A 12,170-nucleotide genomic window follows, 5' to 3' on the forward strand; every position below is an offset into this window, starting at 1 on the left:
CAACCGGCATCGCCCGGGGTGTGACGGAGCCGATCGGCTCTGCCACACGGTGTTTTCCGCTCCACGGCAACGCCCTGGCATCGTTCGATGCCGGGGCGTTGTGTTTTCAGGTCCCGGAAAGATCCGAGCGGTCCGCACCCGCCATGTCCCACGGCATGCGCGGCATTACGCCGGAAAGACGTTGCCGCGCTTCGGCCAGGCCGGCGCCGTCGAGTGCCTGCAGCGGCTGCAAGCGGTCGCCCTCCCAGGTCGCCACCGGCAGACCATCGCGGTACAGCACGCGGTTGCCGGGCACGCGCGGCACGCGTTCGCCGGGCAGGACGCTGCCCAGCAGATTGGCCGGATCGCTGGCCGACAGGCATACCCACTGCTCGCTCGGCGGTTCGCGACGCAGCCGGCGCAACAGGCCGATCGCTTCCGGCAGTGCGAACTGCTCGCCGGACAGACCGGCGATGAAACGCCCGCCGCGGATCTCGCCGCGCGCTTCCAGCCGCTGGTAGACGCGCAACAGCTCGCGCCACGGTGGCAGCCAGGACGCTTCGCGTTCGAGCAGCCGCCAGCACACCACGCCATAGCGGCGCAGCAGCGTCCGCGCGGCATGTTCGACCGCGCTACGACGTGCTTCAGCGTCGTTCGTGTCCGCGGTCGGCATCCGCAACAGCGACCAGCGGCCGGCATCGCGGATCCCGGACAGCGCGGCACGCCTGCGTTGTCGCGACAACGCCGACGGACGCTTCGACGCCGGCACCAGCAGCGCACGCAGTCCGGCATAGCTGTCGCAATGCGCGCGGCCGCGGATCACCAGTTCGGCCAGTGCGTCCTCCAGCTCGGTACCGAGCAGACGGGTGGCATCGGCGATCTCGTCGAAGAACGAGGCGCCGTGCGCATCCAGGAAATCGGCCACTTTCTGCGCACGGGAATGCAGTGGCTCGCCGACTTCGTCCGCCGTAGCCAGACGCCGCCAGTGCGCCGCTTCGCGCCGCGGCAGCAACAGGATCGGCACGCTGCGCAGCGAAGCGCCACTGCTGCCGCGCGCGGCCGGCGCCGGACGCAACCGCGTCCACAACGCACGCCCTGCCGCACACTGCTCGTCCAGCCAGGCCGGCTGGTAATCGCGCAGGCGGGCGGCGAGCAACTCGCCTTCCCAACACGCCGCCGGCGCCTCGAAGCCTTCCAGTTGCGCCAGCACCCCGGCGAATGCTTCGGAACCCGACAAGCACGCCGCCCCCGCCAGATGCTGCCACTCGAACAGAAAACGGGTGAAATCGCGTTGCGAAACCGGTTCGATCTCGCGCCGCAAGCGCCCGAGCGTATAGCGATGGATGCGCGCCAGCAGATGCCGCTCGCACCACCCCTCATCGGTGGCATCCGCTGCCAGGGAGAAACGCCCGGCCATCACGAATCCTTCCTGGCGCAACGCGAGCAGCGCATCGCGCACCTCGTCCTGCGGCAGTCGCAGTGGCGTTGCCAGCTGCATCAGCGTGACCGGCCCCAGTCCGGCCAATCGCGCCCGTACCAACTCACGCACAGCTTCGACGCGCTCCAGCTCGACGCTGACGCACTCCGCCGGCACGCGCAGCGCGGGCCGCGCCTCGACATCCGCGTACACCTGCCGTAATGCCTCCAGCCGCTCCACACTGGTCCAGAGCGCCGGTGTTGCTTCGACGAACAGGCAGGTGGCGCGTCCATCGGCGGCGAGCTGTTGCAGCCATGCCGGCCAGCCCGACTCGCGTTCGACCTCCTCGGCCGTCAGCAGCCCAAGCGTATCCAGGGCCTCATGCATCTCCTCGACATCACGCGGCTGCGGCCAGGCCTCGACACGGACCGCGGCGATTGCATCGGCATCGAGCCGCCCCATCGTGCTGGCGTCATCGGCATCGCCGAAACGACGTGCCTGCACCGCCTGGGTGCGGCGTTCCTCCAAAGGGGCATCGTCGAGAAAAGCGTAAGGCCGTGCCTGCAGTACCTCCGCCGCCATCGGCGATGGCGCCGGCAGGTCGAGCGCGAGCACGCCGATCGCACCGGATTCGATACCGCGCAACACCTCAAGCCAGCCTTCGCTGTCCATCGCCGCGTGCAGGCAGTCGTCGAGCGTCTGCGCGACCAGCGGATGATCGGGGATCTCGCGCTCGCCGACGATGTTCTCCAGGCACGCAACCTGATCGGGGAACACCGTGGCCAACAGATCTTCCGAGCGCATCCGCTGCAACTGCGGCGCGACCTTGCGACCCGCGCTGAAACGCGGCAACGCCAGCGCGTTGGTCGCGTTCCAGCGCCAGCGCACGCCGAACAGCGGCGCATCCAGCAGTGCCTGCACCAGCACGTGCATGGCCGAGGCCGAATGCAGGTAGCGCGCCACGTCTTCCAGCGGGAAGCTGTGGCGCGTGGACAGCGACAACACGATCGCGTCCTCGGTCGCCGCAGCCTGCAGTTCGAAATCGAAGGTGCGGCAGAAGCGCTTGCGCAGTGCCAATCCCCAGGCACGATTGATGCGACTGCCGAAGGGGGCGTGGATCACCAGTTGGGTGCCATCGGAAGCATCGAAAAAGCGCTCCATCACCACGCATTGCTGCGTGGGCAGTTCGCCCAGTTCGGCCAGCGCGCGCGCCAGGTAATCGAGCAGTTGCTGCGCGGCTTCCGGCGGCAGCGCCAGCGTCCCGGTCAGCCACGCCTGCGCAACCTCGCGCCCGTCCTCGCGCAGCCGCACGGCCACGTCTGCGCGCAAACGCGAGACCGCCTGCGACAGCTCATCACTGCGACCGGGCGCCTCACCAAGCCAGAACGGAATATTGGGCGGCGCGCCCCTGGCATCCTCCACCCGTACTTTCCCGGGCTCGATGCGCAGGATGCGGTAGCTGGCATTGCCGAGCTGGAACACGTCGCCCGCCAGGCTCTCCACCGCGAAGTCCTCGTTGACGGTGCCGATGTTCTCGGCCTGCGGTTCCAGCAACACGGTGTAATCGCCGGTCTCCGGAATCGTGCCGCCGGAGGTGAGCGCGGTGATGCGTGCACCACGACGCGCTCGCAGCACGCGATGCACCGCGTCCCGGTGCAGATGGCTGGCACGCCGACCCAGACGCGTGCTGAAGCCTTCGGCCAGCATCCGCACCACCGCGTCGAAACGCTCGCGCGACAGCGCCGCGTACGGCCAGGCGCGGCGCACCAGCGCATACAACGCGTCCTCCTCGCAATCGCCGCAGGCCACCTCCGCGATGATCTGCTGCGCCAGCACGTCGATGGGCGCGATCGGCACTCGCAACGCGTCCAGCTCACCGCGGCGCACCGCATCCAGCAGCGCGGCACACTCCACCAGTTCATCGCGCGAAGTCGGGAACAGCCGCGCCTTGGGCGTGCCATCGACAGCGTGACCGGAACGACCGGCGCGCTGCAGGAAGTTCGCGATCGAGCGCGGCGAACCGAGCTGGCAGACCAGTTCCACCTCACCGATATCCAGGCCGAGTTCGAGCGAGGCGGTGGCGACCAGCACGGTCAGCTCACCCGCCTTCAGGCGCTGCTCGGCGGCCAGCCGGGTCTCGCGCGCGAGGCTGCCGTGGTGGGCCGCCACCCGATCCTTGCCGAGCAACTCGCCCAGGTGCCGGGTCGCACGCTCGGCCATGCGCCGGGTGTTGACGAACACCAGCGTGGTGCGGTGTTCGCGTGCCAGCTCGGCCACGGCCCCGTAGACCTGCAGCCACTGATCGTTGGACATCACCGCACCCAACGGCGTTGGCGGCAATGCCAGCGCGAGGTCGCGCTCACGTGCGTAGCCGGCGTCGACGATCTCGCACTCCGGCCGCCCGTCATGCACGTACCCGGCACCGACCAGGAAGCGCGCTACTTCCTCGATCGGCTTCTGCGTGGCCGACAGCCCGATCCGCACCAGCGGCTCGCCGACCAGCGCCTGCAACCGCTCCAGGCTCAGCGCGAGATGGCTGCCGCGCTTGTCGGCGGCGACCGCGTGGATTTCGTCAACGATGATCGTGCGCACCTCGCGCAGCGACTCGCGCCCGGACGCCGAGCCCAACAGCACATACAGTGACTCCGGCGTGGTCGCGAGAATATGCGGTGGGCGACGGCGCGCCTGGTCGCGCTCGCGTTGCGGCGTGTCGCCGGTGCGCACCGCGCTGCGGATATCCACGTCCGGCAGCCCGAGCACCTGCAACTCGGCGCGGATACCGCTCAGCGGTGCCTCCAGGTTGGCGTGGATGTCGTTGGACAGCGCCTTCAGTGGCGAAACATAGACCACCCGGGTGCGGTCCGGCAGCGCGCCACCGCCGGCCAGGCCCTCACGCAGCAGGCCGTCGATCGCGCTCATGAACGCGGCCAGGGTCTTGCCCGAACCGGTCGGTGCAGCCACCAGCGTATGCCGACCCGCGGCGATCGCGGGCCACGCAGCGGCCTGCGCCGAGGTCGGCGCAGCGAAACGCCGGCGGAACCAACGCGCGACGGCAGGATGGAAGCGATGCAGCGGGGAAGTCATGGCATCAAGGAATGGGCCAGAAGGCGTCTGCATCACGTTAGCGCCGACCGGCGCCGGATGCGGGGACATCCTTCGGATGGGGTCCGGCGTCGACCCCGACAAGCCGCAGCGGAGCCGGATCGATTAACCGTTCATCACCGGAAACGACTTGTGAGGATGCCGCTGGGGTCACCACAGGGCTGAGAGCAGATTCCTTCGAGCGTCGGCAAGTGAGCCCCCTGCCCCCAAAAGGACCAGCGGGAAACCACTACGCATAGCTGCGCGCCCCATCTGCTGCCGTGCACGATGCTTGAGCCTGGTCATTTCGGGCGATTGCCGGCATCGGCGGCCACTGGCACAGTGAACGCATGCCCGACCTGATTCTGTTGATGATTGCCGGCGCCGCCGTGTTCGCGTTCTGGAACGCCTCACGCGCCGCCGCCGAACGTGCCGAGATACTCGGCCGCAACGCCTGCCGCGCCGCCGACGTGCAGTTGCTCGACCAGAGCGTGCACGCGGTGCGCCTGCGCGTGTGTCGCCTGCCGAACGGCTGGCTTGGATTCGAGCGGACCTTCCGCTTCGACTACTCGCACGACGGCATCGACCGCCAGAGCGGCCGGTTGGTGCTGCGCGGCGATGAACTGGTGGCGTTCACCGGTCCGTCGATGGCGACGGTGACGCCATTGCGACGCGATATCGAGAATTCGTAGCGCCGAGCTTGCTCGGCTGGGCTTCACCGGTAACGCCTCGGCCGAGCAGGCTCGGCGCCATGAGTGCCGTTACTTCACTACCCGCAGATGCGGGCGCTTGCCTGGGGGCGGTGCGTCCTCGGGACCAGAACCCTGCGAGGTGGGCGGCGGCGCACCATCGTCTGGCGGCTCGCTCGACGTGCCCGGGATATCGTCCGGCAACGCCATGCCCTGCCCGGTCTCGCGCGCGTACACCGCCAGCACCGCGGCCATCGGCACGTGCACCGCGTGGCTCACGCCACCGAAGCGGGCGGTGAAGCTCACGCCATCGTTGTCCATGTGCAGATGCACGACGGCGCGCTCGGCGATGTTCAGCACCACGCGCCCGTCCTGCACCGAACTCGGCGGGACCTGCACGCCCGGCAGGCCGGCGTCGACGAGGATGTGCGGCGTCATGCCGTTGTCGTTGATCCACTCCACCAGCGCCCGTAACAGGTAGGGGCGATGGCTGGTCATGCGGGAAATTTCTTGGCTCATGCGTGACAGTTTAACGCGCGAGGCTCTTCACACGATTCGCCCGCGCCCGGTACCGGTGCGCACCGGTACAGGCGCGCATGGATCATGCCGGCAGATTGCGCAGCTTCTTTTCCTGCTCGGTAAGGCTGCGGATGAAACCCGGGTTGCGGAAGATCCGGTTGCCGTAGTCCTCGATCGCCTTGCCGTCCTTCGGCAGCGGCACGTCCAGCGCCTGCAGGCGCCAGATGATCGGCGCCATCGCGCAGTCAGCCAGGCTCATCTCGGGATTGAGGAAGAACTTGCTGGCCTTGAACAGCGGCACCGAGGCGGTGAGCAGTTCCTTGAGGCGCTTGCGGCCGGCTTCGGCCTGGGTCTTGTTGCCAAGCTGGATCGCCTGCACCTGCGGCACCCAGTCGTGCTCGATGCGCAACATCGCCAACCGCAGCCGTGCGCGCGAGAGCGGATCGACCGGCATCAGCGGCGGATGCGGATAGCGCTCGTCCAGGTACTCGCTGACCACCGACGCGGCGTACAGCACCAGCTCGCGCTCGACCAGGGTCGGCACCGAGTGGTAGGGATTCAGGTCAATCAGGTCCTCCGGCGGATTCTGCGCGTCGACCGGCACCAGATCGTAGGTGACGCCCTTGGCCGCCAGCACCAGCCGGACCCGATGGCACAGCACGTCATCGGTGGAGGAAAACAAGGTCAGGGTATTTCGCATACGCACACTCGTCGCCATTCAAGGCTCTCCAACGACCGGAATCCGCCGGCCGCATCGGCGCCGCCGGCCCCTTGCCAACGGTCCACCACGGTGAACCCGAGTGTGCAATTACGCTCCGGAAAAGCCAATAGCACGGCTGACTTCCCCTTGCACACACCGCAACCGGCCAATCAATGGCCGGCTCAATGCACATCCTTCCAGTATTCCTTCTTGACCAGATAGGCCAGGAAGGTCAACAGCGCCAGGAACAGGATCACCCACACGCCCATGCTCTGGCGCTTGAGCGCGGCCGGCTCGCCGGCGTATTCCAGGAAATTGCTGATATCACGTACGGTCTGGTCGAACTCGACCAGGTTCTGTCGCCCCGGCTGCGCCAGTTTGAGTGCCACCACCGGCTTGTCGCCGGTGGTCTTGTCGGCCGCCCCGTATTCGGGCTGCTGCAGGCCCTGCAGCTCCCACAGCGGGTTGGGCATCGAAGCATTGGCGAACAGCGTGTTGTTCCAGCCCAGCGGCCGCGAGGAATCCAGGTAGAACGACTTCAGGTAGGTGTAGATCCAGTCGGTGCCACGCACCCGCGCAATCAGACTCAGGTCCGGCGGAGCCTTGCCGAACCACTTGGCCGAGGCATCGTGCGGCATCGCGTTCTCGATGTGATCGCCGATCTTGCCGCCGGTGAAGTTGAGGCTGTTCATCACCTCTTCCTCGCTCAGCCCGAGGTCCGAGGCCAAGCGCGAGTAGCGCAGGTACTTCAGCGAGTGGCAGCCGGAGCAGTAGTTCATGAACGACTGCGCACCCCGCTGCAGCGAAGCACGATCGCCCAGGTCGTTGCCGGCCTGCTGCAACGCGCCGCCCTCGGCGGCCGCAGCGGCGAACGGGATCAGCAAGCCGACCACGATCCCCATTGCACGGCGCAACAGACGCCGGGACCGGTCGTTTCCGATGCCCGATGCCCGATTCCCGATTCCCGGCTTGTCAGTCATGAGTCGTCACCCGCTCAGGCACCGGCTTGGTCTTGTCCAGCCGGGTCCACACCGGCATGGTGATGAAGAAGGCGAAATACAGGAAAGTCAGCACGCGACCGACGTAGGTCTCATGGATGTCGGTGCCCGGGCCGGAACCGATCACGCCCAGCCACACGAAGCAAACCGCCAGCACGCCCAGCGCGACCTTGGAAATCCAGCCGCGATAGCGGATCGACTTGACCTTGGCCTTGTCCAGCCAAGGCACCAGGAACAGGATCGCGATCGCCGAGAACATCACCATCACGCCGCCCAGCTTGTTCGGCACCACCCGCAACATCGCGTAGTACGGCGTGTAGTACCACACCGGTTTGATGTGCTCGGGCGTCACCAGCCGGTTGGCCTCGGTGAAGTTGTCGTGCTCCAGGAACAGCCCGCCGAAACCCGGCACGAAGAAGATGATGAAGGCGGCGATGATCAGCAGGAACCCGACGCCGACCAGATCCTTGACCGTGTAGTACGGGTGGAACGGGATGCCATCGGCCGGCTTGTTCGGGTCCCAGCGATTGCCCTTCGGCCCTTTCTTGATCTCCACGCCGTCCGGGTTGTTGGAACCGACCTCATGCAGCGCGCCCAGATGCAGCACCACCAGCAGCAACAGCACCAGCGGCAGCGCGATCACGTGCAGGGCGAAGAAGCGGTTGAGGGTGGCATCCGAGGGCAGGTAGTCGCCCATGATCCACTCGGTCAGGCCGGTGCCTATGACCGGGATCGCGCCGAACAGCGAGATGATCACCTTGGCGCCCCAGAACGACATCTGCCCCCAGGGCAGCACGTAGCCCATGAAGGCTTCGGCCATCAGCACCAGGTAGATCAGCATGCCGAGGATCCACACCAGCTCGCGCGGCTTCTGGTAGCTGCCGTAGATCAACCCGCGGAACATGTGCAGGTAGACCACGATGAAGAACAGCGAGGCGCCGGTGGAGTGCATGTAGCGGATCAGCCAGCCCCACTCCACGTCCCGCATGATGTACTCGATCGACGCGAATGCCTCGGTGGCGTCGGTCTTGTAGTGCATCGTCAGGAAGATGCCGGTGACGATCTGGTTGACCAATACCACCAGCGCCAGCGAACCGAAGTAGTACCAGAAGTTGAAGTTCTTCGGCGCGTAGTACTCGCTGACGTGCTTGCGGTAGACCGGCATCAGCCCCGGCGCGCGCGCATTGACCCAGTCGAAGACGCCGTTGGCGGTGCGGACAAGGATGTTGGCCATGCTCAGGCAGCCCCCGTGCTGTTTCCGGACGGATCCACACCGATCACGATCGTGTTGTCGTCCTGGTAGTGGTGTGGGGGCACCTTCAGGTTGATCGGCGCCGGTACGCCATCGAAGACGCGACCGGACATGTCAAAGCGCGACTTGTGGCAGGGGCAGAAGTAGCCGCCCTTCCACTGCGGGTCGTAGGGCTCCGGGCGGATCTCGGCGACCATGTCCGGCGAACAGCCCAGGTGCGTGCACAACCCGACCAGCACCGAGACCTCCGGCTTGATCGAGCGGTACTCGGGGTTCTTCAACACGTAATCAGGCTGCTGGTCCTTGTCCTTGGACTCGGGGTCCTTCAACCGTCCGTCCAGCGACGGCAGCGCATCGAGCATGGCCTTGGAGCGCTTGACGATCCAGATGGGCTGACCGCGCCATTCGAGGATCATGCGCTGGCCTTCCTGCAAGGCACTGATGTCGGCGGTCACCGGCACGCCGGCCAACTTGGCACGCGCACTCGGATTCCACGACTTGATGAAAGGTACTGCCAGAAATCCTGCACCCACCGCGCCGACCACTGCGGTTGTCGCGGTCAAAAACCGACGACGTCCCGTGTTAGCGGGCTCGTGAACCCCATCGTTGGCCATCCGGCTCTCCGATTTGTATTAGGTAGCTTGAGGCTGCCAGCGGCTCGCGGGGGGTCGCGCCGCAATGAATCCTCGCCGAGTGTAGCGGAAGCCTTAATAGACAAACAATGCGGCAGAGGACGATCGCGAAAGAATCCGGCCGGACCGCAACCACGTCCCCACCGGAGCCGTGGCGCGCCGGCTGCGTTGCACTGCACGATAAGACCGTGGAGCGGAGCTCGCTCCGCTGGGGCCTGCGGAGGAAAGCTCCAGTGGAGCGAGTTCCGCCCTACTGGACCGACGCGAGCGTGCCGCGGTAGCGATCGGCCAGCACGCCGACGCGCTGCACATAGCGCTGGGTCTCGGCATAGGGCGGCACGCCACCGTACTTGTCCACCGCGCCCTCGCCGGCGTTGTATCCGGCCGCAGCCAGGGTCAGGTTGCCGTTGAAGCGCTTGAGCAGCCACGACAGGTACTGCACGCCGCCGCGGATGTTCTGGCTGGCATCGTAGGAATCGGCCACGCCGAAACGTCGCGCCGTGCCCGGCATCAGCTGCATCAGCCCCTGCGCGCCGGCCCGGCTCAGCGCCAGCGGGTTGTAGGCCGATTCGGCATGGATGATCGCCCGCACGATCGCCTCTTCGACCCCGAACTCGCGCGCCGCCGCAGCGATCTCGCCCTGATAGGCGGCAGTGTTGAGCCGGACGCTGCCGAAGTTCACGCCCGGATTGACCGCGCAGGCGTAGCAGGTCTCGATGAAGCTGTAGTGGATCGTGCGCAGCCCCTCGATGCTCGCGGTCTGGGCCGGCCTGGCGCTGGTGTAGTGGCGCACCCCGTCCTTCATGTAGGAATAGAGCTGGCCGCTGACCCGCTTGCGCGGCAATCCGTGCGACGTTGCCGGTGCCGGGGTCGGCGCCACCGACGTGGAAGCTACCGAAGCGGCGACCGGCGCCGCCATCGGCTTCACTGAAGCGACTGGCGGCTCGGCAACGGCCTGGGTTGAGGCAGGCTTGGGCTTGGCGACCGCCTGTCGGGCGGGTGCGCGACGGTCCGGCGTGAAGTTGCCGACCACGCTGCAGGCAGCGCCGTCGACGCGCTTGCTGCCGTAGCTGGGAACACCGTCATTGCCGATGCACTTGTACAGGGTGCCGGCGCTGGCCGGCGCAGCCGACAGCGTGGCGATGAACAGCCCCAGTATCCCCAACATCCCCTTCATGGCGCGGAGTGTCCCAGCTTCCCCGGGCATTGCCAAGCATTTGGCGCGCAAAGGATTTGTTGTCGCTACAATAGCGGGTTCGCCGCGGCCGCCCTGGTGGTCGCCCTGCCCGCCACCCGTCTGGAATAAGCGCCATGCCCGGGACGCCCGCCCCTGAAATCTCCGCCACGGCCGTCGCCGTGGATTCGCCCGTACTCGTGCCCCTGCCGGGGCAGCGCCCGACCATCGCTGGCGGTGTGCGCGGCAAGCTCTACATCAAGACCCACGGGTGCCAGATGAACGAGTACGACTCGGCCAAGATGGCCGACGTGCTCGCCCAGGCCGAGGGCCTGGAGCTGACCGACAACCCGGAAGAAGCCGACGTCGTGCTGGTCAACACCTGCTCGATCCGCGAGAAGGCACAGGAGAAGGTGTTCAGCCAGCTCGGCCGCTGGAAGGCACTCAAGAAGAACGGCCGCGAGGTGATCATCGGTGTCGGCGGCTGCGTCGCTTCGCAGGAAGGCGAAGCCATCGTCAAGCGTGCGCCGTACGTGGACCTGGTGTTCGGCCCGCAGACGCTGCACCGCCTGCCCGAGCTGATCCGTGCCCGCCGCGAGCAGAACAAGCCGCAGGTGGACATCAGCTTCCCGGAGATCGAGAAGTTCGACCGTCTGCCCGAGCCTCGCGCCGATGGCCCGAGCGCGTTCGTCTCGATCATGGAAGGCTGTTCGAAGTACTGCTCGTTCTGCGTGGTGCCCTACACCCGTGGTACCGAGGTCAGCCGGCCGTTCGAGGACGTGCTGGTCGAGGTCGCGCAACTGGCCGCGCAGGGCGTGCGCGAGATCAACCTGCTCGGGCAGAACGTCAACGCCTATCGCGGGCCGATGGGCGATGGCGAAATCGCCGACCTGGGCCTGCTGATCCGCACCATCGCGCAGATCGAGGGCATCGGCCGGATCCGCTTCACCACCTCGCACCCGCTGGAGTTCTCCGACTCTCTCGTGGACGCTTACCGCGACGTGCCACAGCTGGCCAACTACCTGCACCTGCCGGTGCAGGCCGGCAGCGACCGCATCCTCAGCGCGATGAAGCGCGGCTACACCGCGCTGGAGTTCAAGTCGAAGATCCGCAAGCTGCGCGCGGTGCGGCCGGACATCTCGATCAGTTCGGACTTCATCGTCGGCTTCCCCGGCGAAAGCGACGCCGACTTCGACAAGACCATGAAGCTGATCGAGGATGTCGGCTTCGACCAGAGCTTCTCCTTCATCTATTCGCGTCGCCCCGGCACACCGGCCGCCGATCTTGAGGACGACACGCCCGAGGCGATCAAGCACGCGCGCCTGGAGCGCCTGCAGAAGCACATCAACGCGCATTCGGCCGGGATCTCGCAACGGATGCTCGGCACGGTGCAGATGGTGCTGGTCGAGGGGCCGTCGAAGAAGAACCCGAACGAGCTGACCGGCAAGACCGAGAACATGCGATCGGTGAACTTCCCCGGCCATCCGCGTCTGGTCGGGCAGTTCGTCGACGTGCTGATCACCGAAGCACTGAGCAACTCGCTGCGCGGGCGCGTGCACCTGGGCGAAGACGCCGACACAGCCTGAGCCATCCGATGGCCTGGTGATTATTTCGCCAGGCCATCGCAACGCCTTGTGCCATGGGCGCTGCGCACGGTTACCCACAGGCTTTTCGGTATTCGATCCACATCCTCTGTGGACAGTCGCTGCATACAGCGGTGATTTTTTCA

9 protein-coding genes are annotated in these 12,170 nt (G+C 66.7%); 2 read left to right on the forward strand and 7 right to left on the reverse strand.

Annotation, left to right across the window (positions count from 1 at the left end; translation table 11 throughout):
- Positions 1–106 precede the first annotated feature (106 nt).
- Complete coding sequence (locus AC3WJE_RS13750) at positions 107–4,480, reverse strand: DEAD/DEAH box helicase (RefSeq protein ID WP_493731375.1); 4,374 nt, start codon at positions 4,478–4,480, stop codon at positions 107–109.
- A gap of 347 nt (positions 4,481–4,827) precedes the next feature.
- On the opposite strand from AC3WJE_RS13750, the gene AC3WJE_RS13755 reads away from it, so the two are divergent.
- Positions 4,828–5,169 (forward strand): DUF3301 domain-containing protein, encoded by a 342-nt coding sequence (locus AC3WJE_RS13755; RefSeq protein ID WP_493731376.1) that lies wholly within the window; start codon positions 4,828–4,830, stop codon positions 5,167–5,169.
- A 69-nt stretch (positions 5,170–5,238) separates the two neighbouring features.
- Here AC3WJE_RS13755 and AC3WJE_RS13760 read toward each other — a convergent pair whose 3' ends face one another.
- The 6 genes from AC3WJE_RS13760 to AC3WJE_RS13785 all read right to left on the reverse strand — a co-directional run bounded on the left by AC3WJE_RS13760 (position 5,239) and on the right by AC3WJE_RS13785 (position 10,444).
- Positions 5,239–5,664, reverse strand: a complete 426-nt coding sequence (locus AC3WJE_RS13760) for a ClpXP protease specificity-enhancing factor (RefSeq protein ID WP_493731377.1) — start codon at positions 5,662–5,664, stop codon at positions 5,239–5,241.
- 103 nt (positions 5,665–5,767) lie between these two features.
- A complete protein-coding gene (locus AC3WJE_RS13765; protein WP_493731378.1) occupies positions 5,768–6,385 on the reverse strand; it encodes a glutathione S-transferase N-terminal domain-containing protein in 618 nt (205 codons plus the stop codon).
- Between the two features lie 182 nt (positions 6,386–6,567).
- Positions 6,568–7,299: a cytochrome c1 gene (locus AC3WJE_RS13770; protein WP_493731379.1), complete on the reverse strand. Its 732-nt coding sequence runs from the start codon at positions 7,297–7,299 to the stop codon at positions 6,568–6,570.
- Between the two features lie 58 nt (positions 7,300–7,357).
- The gene (locus AC3WJE_RS13775) at positions 7,358–8,617 is read right to left on the reverse strand and encodes a cytochrome b (protein ID WP_493731380.1); all 1,260 of its coding nucleotides are present in this window, start codon (positions 8,615–8,617) and stop codon (positions 7,358–7,360) included.
- 2 nt (positions 8,618–8,619) lie between these two features.
- Complete coding sequence (gene petA, locus AC3WJE_RS13780; RefSeq protein ID WP_493731381.1) at positions 8,620–9,249, reverse strand: ubiquinol-cytochrome c reductase iron-sulfur subunit; 630 nt, start codon at positions 9,247–9,249, stop codon at positions 8,620–8,622.
- 268 nt (positions 9,250–9,517) lie between these two features.
- On the reverse strand, positions 9,518–10,444 hold the full coding sequence (locus AC3WJE_RS13785) for a lytic transglycosylase domain-containing protein (protein ID WP_493731382.1): 927 nt from the start codon (positions 10,442–10,444) through the stop codon (positions 9,518–9,520).
- A 236-nt stretch (positions 10,445–10,680) separates the two neighbouring features.
- Between AC3WJE_RS13785 and miaB the strand changes: the two genes are divergently transcribed.
- Positions 10,681–12,027: a tRNA (N6-isopentenyl adenosine(37)-C2)-methylthiotransferase MiaB gene (gene miaB, locus AC3WJE_RS13790; protein ID WP_493731403.1), complete on the forward strand. Its 1,347-nt coding sequence runs from the start codon at positions 10,681–10,683 to the stop codon at positions 12,025–12,027.
- Positions 12,028–12,170 lie beyond the last annotated feature (143 nt).

It is taken from the genome of Pseudomonas sp. GW821-FHT07E12 (genome assembly GCF_058986605.1).

Excerpts from the sequence above, each read along its gene's own strand:
- AC3WJE_RS13765 (WP_493731378.1), bottom strand. The coding sequence starts at position 6,385 with ATGCGAAATACCCTGACCTTGTTTTCCTCCACCGATGACGTGCTGTGC.
- AC3WJE_RS13760 (WP_493731377.1), bottom strand. The coding sequence starts at position 5,664 with ATGACCAGCCATCGCCCCTACCTGTTACGGGCGCTGGTGGAGTGGATC.
- AC3WJE_RS13755 (WP_493731376.1), top strand. The coding sequence starts at position 4,828 with ATGCCCGACCTGATTCTGTTGATGATTGCCGGCGCCGCCGTGTTCGCG.
- AC3WJE_RS13785 (WP_493731382.1), bottom strand. The coding sequence starts at position 10,444 with ATGAAGGGGATGTTGGGGATACTGGGGCTGTTCATCGCCACGCTGTCG.
- AC3WJE_RS13750 (WP_493731375.1), bottom strand. The coding sequence starts at position 4,480 with ATGACTTCCCCGCTGCATCGCTTCCATCCTGCCGTCGCGCGTTGGTTC.
- petA (WP_493731381.1), bottom strand. The coding sequence starts at position 9,249 with ATGGCCAACGATGGGGTTCACGAGCCCGCTAACACGGGACGTCGTCGG.
- AC3WJE_RS13775 (WP_493731380.1), bottom strand. The coding sequence starts at position 8,617 with ATGGCCAACATCCTTGTCCGCACCGCCAACGGCGTCTTCGACTGGGTC.